Source organism: Deinococcus cellulosilyticus NBRC 106333 = KACC 11606 (assembly GCF_007990775.1).
Classification (GTDB): Bacteria; Deinococcota; Deinococci; order Deinococcales; family Deinococcaceae; genus Deinococcus_C; species Deinococcus_C cellulosilyticus.
Window position 1 is genome coordinate 27,508 of sequence record NZ_BJXB01000038.1, and the last position, 14,787, is coordinate 42,294.

Consider the following 14,787-nt stretch of genomic DNA (forward strand, 5'->3'; position numbering starts at 1 on the left):
CCGCTTTAGCAAAAGCTTTTTATGGAAAGAGTGCTTCCCTGCATGGCTGAATCCAAACAAAAGGCAGGAGTGTTCAGACTCCTGCTTTTTCTTAAAGCTGACGGCTGATGGCTGACCGCTATTTCTTGATCACCTGCGCGTCTTTGGGCAGGCTTTTCAGCGTGCTGGCCTTCAGTCCGGTGTTGGTTTTCCAGGTGGTGAAGTTCAGGTCTGCCAGCAGTTTGCCTTTGCTGTCCAGGGCCTGCATTCTTAAAGGACGCCAGCCGTTTTCGGTGATGGTCACGCGGGTTTTGGTGAAGCCCAGGTCCTGCTCTTTCGGAGTGGCTTCAATCACGTAGACTTTGCCGTCTCTGGCATTGTCGGTGCTGATCAGTTTCAGGCTGAATTTGTCCTTACCAAGCTCGGTGGAGAAGTCTGCGAACTTGGTGAAGTCGAAGCTGAACCCTTCCAGTCGGGCTTTCTTGGCACTCTGCACCGTCACCTGATTGGTGAGGAAAAGGTAGTTGTAGACGGTGTTTTTGTCGAGCACCACCACATTGTCTGCCAGGGCATCGGGGGCATTGAAGCTGATGCGGGTGAGGTTGGAGGCGGGGATGGACTGAATGTCCAGGTCGATGCTCTGTGCACCTGCATCCAGTTCGGCTTTGCCCACCACCCGGATGGTCACGTCCTTGACGGTTTTCTGGTTGGCCTGCACTTTTGCGATGATGTCATCGGCCGTCTGGGCCAGTGCGGCGGAGCCCATCAAGAGAACGGTAAAAAGCACTTTCTTCATGGTCTTAGTCTGCTTTCCTGAGAGGTGAGAAGTCTTTTAGGGACGTAAACGATCATTCACGCATTCAGCTATTCTTCAGCTGTTTCCTCCTCTGCGGGCTCAGGGTCCAGGGTGAATTTGTAGGAGGCCTGAAGGGCGTAATGCTGCTCGGTGAAGTACAGGCCGAAATTCAGCTGACCATGGTCCAGAGGGGTGACGGTCTCCAGGCCATAACGGAAGGCAAAAGTGGCGTCCCGGTAGGGTTCGTAGGCGGCAAAGATCTTCACATCGCTGTTGAAGAAGTCTTCCACCTCAAACGCAGACATGGTCGCTTTACCGCCCCACACGAAAGACTGCCCTCGCATGCCAGCCAGGGCATCCAGGGTGAAGATGCTGTTGCCATCTCGCAGGGTCACCCCTCCGGTGGCTCCAAAGACATGCCCGGTGCGGGTCTTTTGCCAGAGGCCTCCCATGCGGTACTCGTTCTGGCCTTCACGGAAGGAGGCTCCCAGCTGGGCGTGGTTTTCGATGCCTGCACTGCCCTCTGCGGTGAGGGTCCACTGGCGGTCCAGACGGTACTTGCCATCCAGTTCCACACCAAAACCTGCCCGGTCGGTCTCCGGGTGCAGGCTGAAAGCCTGGAACTGGTCAAAGTGGCTCAGGGAGGCGGTTCCATAATGGGCATTCACGTTGACGGTGGCCTTGCTGCCCAGCACACCACTGAGTCTGCCCTCGACCCGGTACTTCTGCTGCCAGGTGTAACTGGCCTTCAGGGCTGCAGTGACATTGCCTGCCACCCCAAGGTCGAAAGCGGTTTCTGCTCCCAGCCAGGCGGCCTGGTCGCTGGCTCCGGCCAGCAGGGTGGTGCTGTCTGCAATCTGGAACCGGGTGATTTCGGCACGGAAGTGTGGACAATCACAGGTGAGGCCCACTCCGATTTCCAGATCGGTGGCTGCTGCCGTTGAGGCCAGAAGCAGGGTGGTGGTCAGGATTTTGCGCATGAAGCCTCCAAATGAGTGCAAGTACTTACTTGCATTGTAGCAGGGATGTTCAAAAGACACAATCCGAGCTTAGCGGCTTTTGGTGAAAAAAACAGGGGATGGCCTCCAGTTTCACCTTCCCATTCAGAAAAACATCCCACCCGCCATGAAAAAAGAGGGAAGAAAACTTCCCTCTTTCGCTTTGTGCTTTTGCTGTGACTTTACTGCTCTTTGATCCCATACCCCCGGGTGAACACGGCGGTCACCTCATCGTTGGGTGTGGTCGGGAAAAAGGGTGGAGACATGCCCTGCAGCAAACGCTGGTCGTAGGTGAAAGCCCGCTTGTAACCTGTGCCTCCTGTGGTGCCCACCGGACCGTAATAGTTCTCGATCAGGCCACCCAGCAGGTTGATCGCACCCCGGTCTGTTCCACTCCCGTAGCTTTCCACAGCAAACTCACCTGTGCTGCTCATGAGCACGCCCTGCACGGTCAGGTCAGAAGGTGCATGATCCAGCCGCTGGGTGGTGGTGCAGGTGGTTGGACTGGACAGACAGTTGCTGTTGGACCCCACCGTCACATCACCACTCTGGCTGTAAATGCCCAGAATGTTCTGTGCATCCATGTTGCTGCAGTTGGCCGTCTGAATCTGTCCAGTACCCGAGCGGGAGAGGGCACCAGGGCAGGGGGTGTTCTCGTACTTCAGATCACGGGTGATGCGAATGTTGCCTTCTGCAGCCACAGTGATCTGAGCGAAAGAGGCCAGGGCCGCAGGAGCAGTGGCAGGACCAGTTCCTGTGCGGTCCAGCCCACCCACCCGGCTGAACCCAGGAGCATAGATCACACCATTGAAGGCTGAAGGGGCCGCCCATGCTGTGCTGGTGGTGGACCAGGTTGCGGTGGTGCTGACATTCAGCTGTCTGACCATCTGACCGTTGACCATGGTGATCCGCCAGGTCTGGCAACTGGCCGTGTTGGCCGTGCGGCAGGCCTGAATGTACTGGGCCGTGGCTGGCGTGCCTGCTGCTGGAACATTGCCATTGGCATCTGCAGCCCACATTCTCAGGGTCATGCTCTCGGTGAACACCAGACCCGCAGCCTGGGCTGCAGCCTGCTGGTTCTGGCTGTTGGTGGGCATCGGAATGTAAGAGGCGTTGAAATCGATGCCTTTCACCAGTTCAGGGCACACTGAACGCTGAACACAGTTCGGGCTGTTGGCCCCTCCTGCGAACGCCGTGGTCGCTGTGGAAGCCGACTGGGTGATGGTGCTGGTTCCAGAAGCCACCAGCACACTCGGGGTCTTGCTGGTGCAGGTGACATCATTGCATCCCACAGAGGTCACATAAGAACCAAAGTAAGGGGTCCCGGTGGAAAAGTTGAATTTTCCGTTGGTGTGCACTGGCCCGTCATACAGAATGTTGCTGGTGAACACCACATTGCTGCCCGCCTTGCTGGTGTGAATGTTGGTGAAAAGGCCATAGCGTGCAAAGGAACTGCGCCCCAGCTGGAACTGGTATTCGCCCAGCAAGGTGGTCATGCGCTGTGACTTGCCTTTTGTCCCCGTGACCACCACCAGATAGGGCACCCCATAAGTCTGGCTGGCCACTGTCCCTGCCCCACTGCGCGGTGCACCATCCACGTAGCGGCTGGGGGGCAGGCTGGTTCCTGCAGGGAGAGCGGTTCCACAAGCCGTGCCGGTGAAATACACCCGCACTGTGGCTGAACCCTGATCGCTCAGGTTCACCGGACTGTTGCAGAACATTCTGTCTGCTGATTGCTGCAGGACACCCTCCACCACGGCAAGATCACTGTCCACCGATGCAGGATCGGGAACCACACCTGTCCCTGATCCATAAGACCAGCGGCTGGTGGCGCGACTGGTCTGCATGACCGTCTGGGTGAGGTCACCCCGGATGGGACCCTGCAGTGCAGCGGTCACCACATTCTGCCCACTGTAGGAAGCCAGGGTGGCGGCAGTCAGCCCCACAGAATCTCCAGAAGCCTGGATCTGCTGCACGGAACGGGTGGCCAGCAAACTGATGAAGCTCAGCACCAGCACCATGAGCAGAATCACGGACAGCAGGGCAAATCCCTGCTGCTTCAAAAAGCGGGATGAATTCATGTTGTGCACTCCGTGTAATTGGTGATGTTCAGACCAATGGGTGAGGTGAGGTTGATGGTGTTGGTCAGAACCTGCGATTTGCCGTCTTCTTCCATGCCCACCGTCAGGGTGATTCTGCGCAGAACCGACTGGAATGAACCCGAGCCAGTGGTGATCCCACTGAAGGTGCTGGAGGTGGTCTCAGCAGAGGTGGAGGTGTTCACATAAGTGTAAGCGAGGGAAAACTGCGAAACGTTCCAGGCCATGATGGTTTCTGCACTGCTGCCGCGCTTCTCGTACAGCACCCTGCCTGCGGCATCGTACCGGTACCCAATGGGGGTCACCAGGCTGACTGTGGCCGAGGTGGCTCCCAGCACGTTCTGGCAACTGCCATGGCTGAACACCTGGGTGGTTCCTGCTGTGGTGGCCGCTGTGGTCCTGAGCAGACGTGCTGCGGGGCCACTGAGCAACACCATGTAAGTTCCAGCAGGAACAGAGGCCAGGTTGCCTGTGAAGGTGGTGATGCTGGTGGAGGTCTCAAAACCTGTGGCTGGAACCACACCAATCCCCACCACAGCATTTCCAGACCCTGGTACAGGACGCAGCACACTGATCTGGTTGCTTGCAGGGGCATAAGGCTGACTGGCCACCACACCAAAAGCTGTGGAACGCAATTCCTGGGTCACCAGTTCAGACAGCCTGCGGGTCGCGTCGGTGACCGTGATGCGGTCTTGCAGGTCCTGTGAGGTGCCGTTCACACTGACCGTGAACTTCATCAGCAGGGTCAAGAGGACCCCCACAATCCCAAGGGCAATCAGGATCTCCAGCAGGGTGAAACCGGACCTGCGCTGCTGCATCAGATGCCCCCTGGAGCAGCCACACTGCTCTTCACACAGGTGGTCTTCCAGCACACCTGAAGCTGATACTGCGAAAAGGCACTGCCACTGTAATTGATGGTGCTCTGGGAGGTCACCGTGGCGGTCACATCCGTGGTGTTTGCGAATCCGAGGCTTCCCAGCTGGGCAGATGAAAAACTGCGGCTGGTGGTTCCAGTGGCCGGAATCACCTGGGTGTCTCCCGACACCAGACGCCTTCCAAGCCCCATCATGATCTGGGTGATCTGGTTGCGTTTCTGCACTTCCTGGTCACTCTTGTAACTGCCCAGAGCCATGTTGGTGGTCGCGGTGATGAGGACCATCAACAGCATCAGTGCACACAGGACTTCCACCACCGTGAACCCAAGGGTTGCAGGTTTCAATGCCGCAGGTTTCATCGGTTTCATTGCTGCCACCTCGTCTGCCCGATACCACTCACCTGCAACACCCGATTTCTGCCATTCACCGTGACGGTCAGGGATGAAGTCGAACCTGGCAGAACCACACGCCCTGTGTTGTCAAAAGCAATGGTCTGCGCACTGGTCAGCCCAGTGGAGATGCTGTTCACACGCGCACTGCGCAGGGTGGTGGTGCCATTTTTCAGGCTTGCTGTTCCACTGGCCACATTGAGGGTCAGGTTCAGGCTGCGGCTGGCGGCAAGCGTTGCCCCGTCCCGAATCAAACCCCGGAACTGCTCGGCCTGGTTCTGTGCCGTGACCCGCTGGGTGAGGCCAGAATAACTGCTCACTCCAATGGCAAGCACAATCGACACCAGGGCCACCACCACCAGCATTTCCAGCAAGGTGTAGCCTTGTTGATGCATCTGGATTGTTCTGCCTGTATGCATGTGTCTCCTTAAAGGGGCAGCAAAAATCTTCCCCCTGTTGCCTTCTGCAAAGCCAACAGCGGTCTTGCGACTGACCTTCCAGAGAAGGTCCCTTGAAATGAATGGGGATGGAGCCCCTGCAGCATGGCTGCAAAGTCTATGCCTCTATTTTACTGGTGCAACCCTACAGATTTCTGTTGGGAATTGTAAAGGAACGTCAATATTTTCCTTTTTATTACATTTGGAGACAGAATCTGAATCAAGGTGGCCCAGACTCCCTTGAACGCTCATCCTCTGCAGCTAAACTGCTTTTATGTCATTCATGCTCTCGAAAGGCCTTCTTGCCGGGGTCTTGCTCTTCCTGACCTGCTGCAGTCCTGCTGCTCCAGGTCTGGTTCGCATCCCAGCGATGGAAGTGCTGAAATCCAGTGTCCAGCACACAGGTGAAGGGCTCCTTTTTGATGTGCAGGTGCAGGTCATCAATCCCAATCCATTCCCCATCGCCTTGCAGGACATTGCAGGCAAATGGATTGTGGATGGACAGGTCAGCCATGAGGTGCAGGTGCAGGACCTGAGCATCCCAGCCAGCAGTTCAAGTTCCACGACCCTTCAGACCCGGGCTCCCCTTCCAGCCTCCTTCAAGCCTGAGCGGACCCACACCTTCCGTTTTGATGCCCACTACCGCCTGCACTCCGGAAGTGGCCTTTCTGCCATTCAGGACCACACGCTCTTTCAGGGAAGTTTCCAGACGAAGTCCATTCCCTGAAACCGCAAAATCACCGCCCGGCAACGGTGGATTTGTTATGCTGGAACCATATGGACATGGACTTGCACGCCTGGGCCCACCGCCCCGCAGAACCCCTGCAGAAAAGCAGCACCGGTTTGCTCAAAGGGCTCACTTTCAGCGTCAAAGACCTCATTGGTGTGTCCCCCTGGCCGCTCAGGGCCAGCACCCAGGCCCCCCTGCCCCATGTCCCGGACAACCCGGTCACCCAGAAGCTCCTGCTGGCCGGAGCCACGTTGATTGGCAAAACCCACATGCATGAAATTGCACTGGGCATCATGGGCATGAATCCCGTGGCCGGACAGGCCCTCAATCCCCTCTCCCCCAACCGCATCTCTGGTGGCAGCAGCAGTGGGGCCGCCATCACAGTGGCCACCCGCGAATGTGATTTTGCCCTGGGAACCGACACCGGAGGCAGCATCCGCATTCCTGCAGCCCTGTGTGGCGTGTATGGGTTCAAACCCACCTACAACCTCTACAGCACCCAGGGGGTCCTGCCCCTCAGCACCACCTGCGACCACCTGGGCACCTTCGCTCGCAACATTCACATGCTGCAACTGGTGCATCAGGCCATTCTGGGAGAACGCCCCCTGCACCTGTCCTGGAAGGGCATCAAGGTGGGCCTCTGGAACATCAGGGACTGGGTGTCTCCAGAAGTGTGGGAGACCACCGAGAATTACTCCCACAAGCTGCAACGGCTGGGAGCGCAGGTGGAGCTCTTTGATTTTCAGGTCCCGACCAGCACCTACGGCACCATCGTTCTTGCAGAAGCCGCCTTCACCCACCGTGCAGCACTGGAGCGTGAGGAAAAAGGCTTCAGTGAAGGCACACTGGCGTTGTTGCAACAGGGTCGGGCCATCACAGCAGTGCAGTACCTCGCAGCCATGAAAGAACGCAACATGGTCAGGCAGGACCTGAAGGGTCTCTTTCACCGCTATGACGTGCTGATTGCTCCCACCGTGCCCTGCATTGCCCCTCTCCTCGGAGAGGACAGCCTGGACCTCCCCGAAGGAAAGGTGCCCCTCCGTCAGGCCTTCTTGCGCATCACCAGCCCCTGGAGCCTGCTCGGCATTCCAGTGGTGAGTGTTCCGCTTCCCCTGCGCGGCCTGAGCGTCGGGGTGCAGATCATGATGCCCCACGGAGAGGACACCCGCCTGCTTGGGCTGTGTGCAGAGCTGGGGTGACCCTCTCCTCTCTCGTTCCACTTGCTTTCCTCTCCCTGGGGGAGAGGTTTAGCGCGTGATCTTCTGACGGGTCATGGAGCCCCACTGGCCCTTCTTGCGGTACAGGTCCACGAAAGCCTTCACCCGTTCCCAGGCCAGAATCTGCCGGTAGCCCACCTGCTCGACCAGGGTGGCCATCATGATTCTGGCCCGATCTTTCTGGCTGGCGTAACGCTTCACCATGAAGCCCTCAATGCCCAGTGAAGCCACACTGACCAGCACCCCGTACAGCAGGGCCATCACCAGAAAACCAATGGCAAAGACCATGTTGAGCTGTCCGGTGACGGTCAGGTACAGCATGAACACGTAACCAAAAACCTCAATCAGGGGGGCCATGGCCTCAAAGAACAGGTAGAAAGGCATGCTGAAAAAGCCGATGCGTCCGTACCTGGGGTTGAAGAACATCACCCGGTGACGCCACAGCGTTTCCATCAGGCCCCGGTGCCATCTGTTGCGCTGCCTTTTCAGGGTGCCCCAGTCGTTGGGGACCTGCGTCCAGGCGATGGGGTCCATCATGTAGCGCACGCTGTAGGGCATTTTCTTTTCGCGCATCTGGCGGTGCAGGCGGACCACCAGTTCCATGTCCTCTCCCACGGTGTCGGTGCGGTACCCGCCCACATCCAGCACGGCCCTGCGGGAAAACAGTCCGAACGCCCCTGAAATGATCAGCAGGACCCCCAGTTCACTGAAGGTGGAGCGTCCTGCCAGAAAAGCACGGGTGTATTCCACCACCTGGATGCGCTCCATCCAGGTTCTCGGGGCATGCAGGGTTTCCACCACGTCCCCCTGAAAATCGGCTCCGTTCAGCACGCGGATGGTGCCTCCCACCGCCACCAGAGAATCGTCCTCCAGAAACTGGCGGGCCACCCTGAGGAGGGCCTCGGCTTCCAGCAGACTGTCCGCATCTACGGCACAGAAAAGGGGCTTGGTGGCGTAGATGATCCCGGCATTGAGGGCATCGGCTTTGCCCCCGTTGGCCTTGTCGATCACCAGCAGGTTGGGGTGCTTCGGAGAGCGGTACAGGCCCCGCACCTCCTGGGTGGGCAGGACCCTGGAAGGGTATTCAATGGTGGGCTCCAGCTGGAACTCCTCGATCAGGACCTCCATGGTTTTGTCTTTGGACCCGTCATTGATCACAATGACCTCAAACTCCGGGTACTGCAGATTTAAAAAGGAGTGCACCGAGGCGGCAATGGTCGGCTCTTCGTTGTAGCCGGGAACCAGCACACTGATGGGCTTGTAATACTCCCGTTCCAGATAGGTCTTCAAAATCACCCGCTCGCCCCTGCGGGCCTGCAGCACCATCACCCGTGAGGCCACCAGCACGCTCACCGCATAGATGCTGTTGAGCACAGCGAAATACACCAGAATCAAAACTTCGAGGATGTTCAGCAGGGTCATTTTTCACCTTCTGGATGGGAAATCAAAAGCAGCTGGGAAATCAGAACAGAAAAAGATCAGTGGCTCAATTGCAATGCAAACAGTTGCTGGGAGGCAGTGTCTCTGGCATAGCGGTCTGGATGGACCTCTGCAGCTTTCTGCAGGGTGGTTACGCCTTCAGGGCCTTTCTGGGAAAGCACTTCTGCACTGTTGTGGCGCACCCACCAGGCTTCATCGGCCAGGGCCTCGTACAGTCTGGAGACAGCCTCTTCCCCACTGATTCCTGCACAGGCCAGAGCCGCCTGGGAGCGCACAAACCACACCGGGTCTTTCAGAAGGGCCAGCACATCCTCTATGGCCTCCTCTGGCACATACTGCAATCCCGAGAACACCCTCAGGACCGAAGCCCGCATGTCGGGGTTCTCAGAGCGCAAGAGGGGCAAACACTCTGGCAGGCACTCCCACAGCCGCAGACGAACCAGGGCGTTGAGGGCACGCAGCTTCATGATGTCCGGGAACCGGACCAGGATGTCCTGAATGAGTTTGACCGAGCCCTGACCCAGCAGCACCAGCACCTGCTCAATCCAGCCCGAACCGAACCTGTCGAGGTTGAGAAGCCGCTCGAAGGTCACCGCCACGTGCGCTGGACCCACCTCCGAGAAACTCATGGAACGGGCCAGAGACAGCAGGGCCAGACGGCGCAATTCAGGATTGGCGTTCAGGCAGTACTCGACCAGCACAGGATGGGTGCGGGCATCGGCAAGGACGGCCCAGCGTTCCAGCACCCTCACCCGCCTTTCCAGCAGGTTCCAGCCCTGCATGGCCTGCATGTCCCGCTCCAGCAGGCCACACGCAGCATAAATTTCCCGGATGCGTTCAGACGCCTCCCCTTTCAGGGACTCTTTGAGCAGCATCAGGGTGTCCGCCCCCATTTCATTCACTTTTGCAGGCAAAGGGGCATCCTCAAAGAGGACCGCAAACCAGACTTCAGACCACTGCTCCTGCTCGGCCTGCACGCGACGCTGCAAGGTCTCGGTATAAGCGAAATAGAAGGTCTCGTACAGCGCAGTGAAAAGGATGGCAATGAAGCCCCCTCCCACGCAATAGATCAGCACCTGGTAAATCAGATCGGGTTGTTTGCTCAGTTCAGGGGTCAGGAGCACATAGGAAAGCCCACCCAGCGTCCCCAGAATCACCACCACAATGGCGGTGGCAAGCAAACTCAGGCTAGCTAGGCCGAAACGTCGCCACATGGCATGTACCGCTTCAGGCGGGTGATCAGTTCCTGCGGACTGAAGGGCTTCTGCATGAAGTCCACAGCCCCCTCCTCCAGGGCACGCACCACACTGCTCTCCTGCTTCATGCCCGAGAGCACGATCACCGGGACCCCCCAGGAATCGCGAATCAGGCGGATCAGGTCGAAACCTGTGCCTCCGGGAAGGTTGAGGTCCATCAGCACCAGATCGGCCTTCTGCTGCTCCCGGATCTGCTGCTCAGCGGTCTGGAAGCGGTCTGCAATCAGCACCTCATACCCCTGCGACACCAGCAGGCGTTGCAGCATCATGCGCAGCACCGTTTCGTCTTCAATCACCAAGATGCGTCCTTTGTCCGGCAAAACAGCACCCCCAATCCTTCTTATTCTAGTGAGGATCGTCAGGTAAAAAAACCGTGCGCCCCACAAAGGAGCGCACGTTCATGTTCATCTGTCCTTATGCGTTGGCAGCAGAGGCCTTCACGGGAAGGAGGACCTGGCCCTGGGCGTCGACAAAATTCCCGAACATGCTGTGCGGGGTGGAGTGACTGATCCGCACCGTGTAAATGCCGGGTTTGTCGTATCCGGGCACTTTGGGCACAAAAGTGGGGTGGTTGCCTCTGGTGTGACCCTCAAGCAGGCTGGGATCGGTGGCGTCGCCCCTCAGGAGCACCTCCACATCCTGGCCCACGAAAGCAGCGTTCTTCTTCAGCGCCCACTCTTTCTGCTTGTCGATCAGGCGCTTCAGGCGCTCAATCTTGACCTCACGGGGCATGTCATCGAAGTGCTTGTAACTCGGTGTCCCGGGACGGGCACTGTAGGCGAACATGTACGCCTGGTCGTAACCCACCTCATCAAAAAGGTCCATGGTCTGCTGGAAGTCCTCCTCGGTCTCTCCAGAGAAACCCACAATGATGTCGGTGGCCAGCACCACATCGGGCATCCACTTCTTCACGGCAGCGATGTGCTCCAGGTACTTCTCGATGGTGTACTCACGGGCCATGCGGCGCAGCACCCGATTCGAGCCGCTTTGCACAGGCAGATGCACGTAATTGCACACGGCAGGGGTCTCGGCCATGGCTTGAGCGACATCCTCGGTAAAGTTCATGGGGTGGGAGGTGGTGAATTTCACCCGCCTGATGCCACTCGAACCCACCATACGCAGAAGTTCAGCAAAGCTGGGAACCCCAGGAACCCGCTTGCCCTGATCGATGCCGTAACTGTTCACGTTCTGACCCAGCAGGGTCACTTCCTGCACGCCAGCAGCGAGCAGCATGTCCAGTTCCTTCATGATCAGATCTGGATGGCGGGACACCTGGGGACCACGGGTGGTGGGCACGATGCAATAGGTGCAGTGGTGGTCACATCCCCGCATGATGGTCAGGTGGGCCTGCAGTTTATCCACCGGAGCCGGAGGAATGAAATCATGCAGTTCATCCTTGAATTGCAGGCTCCAGAACCTCTGGTTGTTCTCCAGGGCCTTGGAGATGTCCAGAATGGCCCCCGGGCCGATCAGGACATCCACCTCGAATTTGCGGGCAATCTGCTGGCCTTCCTCAAGCTGGGCCAGACAGCCCATCATGCCGACCACCAGGTTGCGTTTCTGCTTCTCTTTTCTGAGGAGGCCCAGAACCGTCCGAACCTTGTCCACGGGTTTCCCACGCACTGCGCAGGTGTTCAGCAGCACCAGATCGGCATGGTCCGGTGAATCCACCATGTCCATGCCCAGGGCCACCAATTGGGATTCCACCAGATGGGTGTCGTACTCATTCATCTGGCAGCCATAAGTGATGATGTGCGCTCTTGCCATACTCTGCTTGCTCCTCTGGGACCCCGAAAGGTCAACTTTTCCAGTGTACTACACAGGGTATTCAGGGCAAAAAACCCCAGCTCACAGATGGGGAAACATGAAGGCATCAGGGATTTCCCGCGTGTACAGGAGTTCCTGATTTCAGGAAAACGCTGTACCATAAGGGAATGATCCCCAACAGCGAAGAACTTCAAGAATTGATCTTCTGCCCTGTCCAGTGGGATACGTTTTTTACACAAGTTCAACACACCAGAAAAACCGAGGAGCTTTTGGAGGCACTGAAAAAATTGCCTCAAAGCAGTGTGCGAGATGCACGAATGTCCGTTATTGTGCGAATGCAAGGAAAGCTTGAAGAGTCCACAGCTCTGGTGTACCAGCACAGCCACTGTCCACTTTGCAAAGCCTTCTATTACAGCTATTTGATCAGTCTTGGGGATGATGAAACATTACGTTGTGTGCTGGAAAATTTCAAACCAGATTGGCCACTGACTTCCAGACTTGTGGAGCTGGAAGCAAAATTCCGCGCTTATTTGAATCTCGGAATTGCAGCAAGCACCTTGAAACGCGAGGAAGCTGCAGGTCTGTTTGTGAAGGCAGCCCAGATCGCAGAAATTCTAGAGTGCAAACGTTTCAAGGACATCGTGAACTATGAGTCAGGCTGGCGACAATTGTACGCAGGCAACCTCTCTCTTGCTGCAAGTGTATTCGGCGAGGTCATCAGAACCACGCCTGAAAACACCCCGGTGCATTCTGGGGCAGCCCACTACGCCACTTTGATTTGTTGGTTTGAAGGGATCAGTCCGGTCTGGTTGCCCAGGTGGTCCAAGGAGACTTTAAAAGTCCTGAGAAACCCTGATGTGGTTCATGAAAGGGTTTCGCTCCCTTCTGCAGGAACTCCATTGCTGATTCCTCTTCTCTCTGAACTGCAGGCTTTAACCCGCGAATTCAACATCAAGCTTCCTCTGTTCCACGTCATCGAAAATCAACAAAAGAGACAGGGGATGCTCAGACGAATCAGAGATCTGGCTGGCACAGACAACAAGGAGATTTTGGGGTTTTTACGACAATCTGTTCTCGCCCTTGCAATGAGCATGAACCATGATGCAAAAGCATTGGAAACGCTCAGAGGCGGATTCAAATACCCCCAAACCGGTGTAGGGCTGATGGCTATGGTGTACTTTGCCAACTTTGTACAAATTCATGCGAATCTTCCTCATTTGCCCAAAGGCGAAGAGGTGCAATGTGCACTCCAAACCATGGGTCAACAGTTCAGAGCTTTGCCCTCCGGGCAAAGAAACTGGCTGATTTGGTGGATGCGCAGCTTTACCCCAGTCCCAATGTATCTGTTGGCCAGAGACTCTGCCCAGTTGCAGGAGATGACTGCAGATTTTGTGGTGGTCACTTCCAGTGGAGCCCGACGGGCAGGAACCAAAGTCAAAACCTACCCAAAAGAATTTATGACCAAGCATGTGCTTGAGCTTCTTGCAGGCGGTCAGATCCCCATTGATCAGCGTCCACAAGCACACCGACATCGACATGCTCTTGAGTCATTGGGCATCCCACCAGTCATCTACCAACCCATCATTGAGAAACTTGTAACGTAAAAATCTGCTTTCCTTCGCAAGGGAAACTTATGCTGAAGGCATGAAGAAATTCTCTCTCTGGATCGGAATCCTTGCTTTGGTGTTCTGCAGCTGTGGTGCATCTGTACCTTCTCAAGACATCACAAAACTTGACGGCGGTGGAACCACTGGACATTGTGGCTGGTGTTAAGCGACCAACAAAGAACCGAGCATGAATGCTCGGTTCTTTTCTCACTGTCGACGTTACAGCTTTTACCCCCCAAATTGTCAAAATACTGCGAATCAATCATTTTTGACAAAAACAGCTGTAAAAGCTGTAACACTACGTGAAAACCCCTACCTTTTTTGACAACCCCCCGACATCCCCCCCAGATTTAAGCTCACCCTACGGTGAACACAATGCCCCACTCTGTATTCGTTCGAGATCTCAGCTTATTGGAAGACTTCACTGACCTGCAGCGGCATCTGAACCCGCAGGAGCAGGACACCCTGGATGCTGCAGGAATTGTGTATCTGGAATATCCCGCAGGACTCAGTTCATGGGTCCTGACAGAGCAATTGACGGCTGCTTTGCGTTTGCTTAAAAACAGCCCTGCCCAGAACTGATTTTCAGACCGGAGGCACCAGGTCGGTGTCTGGACTGCCAGGATGGGGATGCCCCAGGATGCGGGCCAGAGCCAGTGCCTGCCCCTTGTGGTGAAACTCATGGGTGATGGGGTGCAAAATCAGCCAGCGCTGGGTGTGGTTCAGGGGTCCCAGCAGGGTTCTTGTTCTGGGTTCGTCTGGGGCAGTGAAGGTCTCCAGGGCCTGGTGCACAGCGTCATCCACCCAGTTGAAAATCTGGCGCAGGTCTCTGGCACTGTCAGCCTGCAGAACTCGACCTGCATGGCCCAGTCCAGCCTCTGCCACCCAGCCAAGGTAGGTGTCTGCAATATGCAGGTAGATGTTCCTGAGGCTTCCAAAGGCGAAATCTGGATGCTCCTGAAGGAAAGTGCTCTGGGGCAGGGATTCCAGCCAGTCCAAAACACCTGCACGGGTGTTTTTCACCATCTGATAAAAAAGCTTCAGGTCCTGGTTCATGGTTTCAATGTACTGCAATCCACCAGCAAAACCGACCAAAAGCAAAACGCTGGAGCACTCAGGTTCCCCTTGATGCTCCAGCGCATAAAAAAACGAAACCCGGACCGAAGTCCGGGGTTGGTTTTGAGTTCTGTTGAACGA

General features: G+C 56.6%; 15 protein-coding genes. 4 read left to right on the forward strand and 11 right to left on the reverse strand.

Annotated elements, in window-relative coordinates; all coding sequences use genetic code 11:
- Window positions 1–118: 118 nt before the first annotated feature.
- The 6 genes from DC3_RS25690 to DC3_RS25715 form a co-directional block, all read right to left on the reverse strand.
- Window positions 119–775, reverse strand: a complete 657-nt coding sequence (locus DC3_RS25690; protein WP_146890436.1) for an outer membrane lipoprotein carrier protein LolA — start codon at window positions 773–775, stop codon at window positions 119–121.
- A 68-nt stretch (window positions 776–843) separates the two neighbouring features.
- A complete protein-coding gene (locus tag DC3_RS25695; protein ID WP_146890439.1) occupies window positions 844–1,755 on the reverse strand; it encodes a hypothetical protein in 912 nt (303 codons plus the stop codon).
- A gap of 200 nt (window positions 1,756–1,955) precedes the next feature.
- Window positions 1,956–3,854 carry a DUF4900 domain-containing protein gene (locus DC3_RS25700; protein WP_146890442.1) on the reverse strand — a complete coding sequence of 633 codons (1,899 nt, stop codon included), beginning with the start codon at window positions 3,852–3,854 and terminating at the stop codon, window positions 1,956–1,958.
- The gene (locus tag DC3_RS25705) at window positions 3,851–4,690 is read right to left on the reverse strand and encodes a type II secretion system protein (protein ID WP_146890445.1); all 840 of its coding nucleotides are present in this window, start codon (window positions 4,688–4,690) and stop codon (window positions 3,851–3,853) included. The genes DC3_RS25700 and DC3_RS25705 overlap by 4 nt, the downstream gene beginning before the upstream one ends.
- The gene (locus DC3_RS25710) at window positions 4,690–5,115 is read right to left on the reverse strand and encodes a type II secretion system protein (protein WP_146890448.1); all 426 of its coding nucleotides are present in this window, start codon (window positions 5,113–5,115) and stop codon (window positions 4,690–4,692) included. The genes DC3_RS25705 and DC3_RS25710 overlap by 1 nt, the downstream gene beginning before the upstream one ends.
- On the reverse strand, window positions 5,112–5,555 hold the full coding sequence (locus DC3_RS25715) for a pilus assembly FimT family protein (protein ID WP_146890451.1): 444 nt from the start codon (window positions 5,553–5,555) through the stop codon (window positions 5,112–5,114). Before DC3_RS25715 ends, DC3_RS25710 begins: the two co-directional genes overlap by 4 nt.
- A 292-nt stretch (window positions 5,556–5,847) precedes the next feature.
- Between DC3_RS25715 and DC3_RS25720 the strand changes: the two genes are divergently transcribed.
- Both DC3_RS25720 and DC3_RS25725 read left to right on the forward strand, forming a co-directional pair.
- Entirely contained in the window at window positions 5,848–6,300 is a 453-nt protein-coding gene (locus DC3_RS25720) for an LEA/WHy family protein (protein ID WP_146890454.1), read from the forward strand.
- 50 nt (window positions 6,301–6,350) lie between these two features.
- Window positions 6,351–7,502: an amidase gene (locus DC3_RS25725; RefSeq protein ID WP_146890457.1), complete on the forward strand. Its 1,152-nt coding sequence runs from the start codon at window positions 6,351–6,353 to the stop codon at window positions 7,500–7,502.
- Window positions 7,503–7,550: 48 nt separating this feature from the next.
- Here DC3_RS25725 and DC3_RS25730 read toward each other — a convergent pair whose 3' ends face one another.
- The 4 genes from DC3_RS25730 to miaB form a co-directional block, all read right to left on the reverse strand.
- Window positions 7,551–8,942 carry a glycosyltransferase family 2 protein gene (locus DC3_RS25730; RefSeq protein WP_146890460.1) on the reverse strand — a complete coding sequence of 464 codons (1,392 nt, stop codon included), beginning with the start codon at window positions 8,940–8,942 and terminating at the stop codon, window positions 7,551–7,553.
- Between the two features lie 56 nt (window positions 8,943–8,998).
- On the reverse strand, window positions 8,999–10,174 hold the full coding sequence (locus DC3_RS25735; protein WP_146890463.1) for a HEAT repeat domain-containing protein: 1,176 nt from the start codon (window positions 10,172–10,174) through the stop codon (window positions 8,999–9,001).
- Entirely contained in the window at window positions 10,153–10,512 is a 360-nt protein-coding gene (locus DC3_RS25740) for a response regulator transcription factor (protein WP_146890467.1), read from the reverse strand. Before DC3_RS25740 ends, DC3_RS25735 begins: the two co-directional genes overlap by 22 nt.
- Before the next feature lie 118 nt (window positions 10,513–10,630).
- A complete protein-coding gene (miaB, locus tag DC3_RS25745; protein ID WP_146890470.1) occupies window positions 10,631–11,983 on the reverse strand; it encodes a tRNA (N6-isopentenyl adenosine(37)-C2)-methylthiotransferase MiaB in 1,353 nt (450 codons plus the stop codon).
- Between the two features lie 167 nt (window positions 11,984–12,150).
- On the opposite strand from miaB, the gene DC3_RS25750 reads away from it, so the two are divergent.
- The gene (locus tag DC3_RS25750; protein WP_146890474.1) at window positions 12,151–13,587 is read left to right on the forward strand and encodes a hypothetical protein; all 1,437 of its coding nucleotides are present in this window, start codon (window positions 12,151–12,153) and stop codon (window positions 13,585–13,587) included.
- 378 nt (window positions 13,588–13,965) lie between these two features.
- A complete protein-coding gene (locus tag DC3_RS25755; RefSeq protein WP_146890477.1) occupies window positions 13,966–14,172 on the forward strand; it encodes a hypothetical protein in 207 nt (68 codons plus the stop codon).
- Window positions 14,173–14,175: 3 nt separating this feature from the next.
- Here the strand turns inward: DC3_RS25755 and DC3_RS25760 are convergent.
- A partial coding sequence (locus DC3_RS25760) for a DinB family protein (protein WP_246130816.1) occupies window positions 14,176–14,787 on the reverse strand: 612 nt, incomplete at its 5' end.

What these genes read in the sequence shown, in the direction of transcription:
- DC3_RS25690 (WP_146890436.1), bottom strand. Translation starts at nt 775, where the DNA reads ATGAAGAAAGTGCTTTTTACCGTTCTCTTGATGGGCTCCGCCGCACTG.
- DC3_RS25695 (WP_146890439.1), bottom strand. Translation starts at nt 1,755, where the DNA reads ATGCGCAAAATCCTGACCACCACCCTGCTTCTGGCCTCAACGGCAGCA.
- DC3_RS25700 (WP_146890442.1), bottom strand. Translation starts at nt 3,854, where the DNA reads ATGAATTCATCCCGCTTTTTGAAGCAGCAGGGATTTGCCCTGCTGTCC.
- DC3_RS25705 (WP_146890445.1), bottom strand. Translation starts at nt 4,690, where the DNA reads ATGCAGCAGCGCAGGTCCGGTTTCACCCTGCTGGAGATCCTGATTGCC.
- DC3_RS25710 (WP_146890448.1), bottom strand. Translation starts at nt 5,115, where the DNA reads ATGAAACCGATGAAACCTGCGGCATTGAAACCTGCAACCCTTGGGTTC.
- DC3_RS25715 (WP_146890451.1), bottom strand. Translation starts at nt 5,555, where the DNA reads ATGCATACAGGCAGAACAATCCAGATGCATCAACAAGGCTACACCTTG.
- DC3_RS25720 (WP_146890454.1), top strand. Translation starts at nt 5,848, where the DNA reads ATGTCATTCATGCTCTCGAAAGGCCTTCTTGCCGGGGTCTTGCTCTTC.
- DC3_RS25725 (WP_146890457.1), top strand. Translation starts at nt 6,351, where the DNA reads ATGGACATGGACTTGCACGCCTGGGCCCACCGCCCCGCAGAACCCCTG.
- DC3_RS25730 (WP_146890460.1), bottom strand. Translation starts at nt 8,942, where the DNA reads ATGACCCTGCTGAACATCCTCGAAGTTTTGATTCTGGTGTATTTCGCT.
- DC3_RS25735 (WP_146890463.1), bottom strand. Translation starts at nt 10,174, where the DNA reads ATGTGGCGACGTTTCGGCCTAGCTAGCCTGAGTTTGCTTGCCACCGCC.
- miaB (WP_146890470.1), bottom strand. Translation starts at nt 11,983, where the DNA reads ATGGCAAGAGCGCACATCATCACTTATGGCTGCCAGATGAATGAGTAC.
- DC3_RS25750 (WP_146890474.1), top strand. Translation starts at nt 12,151, where the DNA reads ATGATCCCCAACAGCGAAGAACTTCAAGAATTGATCTTCTGCCCTGTC.
- DC3_RS25755 (WP_146890477.1), top strand. Translation starts at nt 13,966, where the DNA reads ATGCCCCACTCTGTATTCGTTCGAGATCTCAGCTTATTGGAAGACTTC.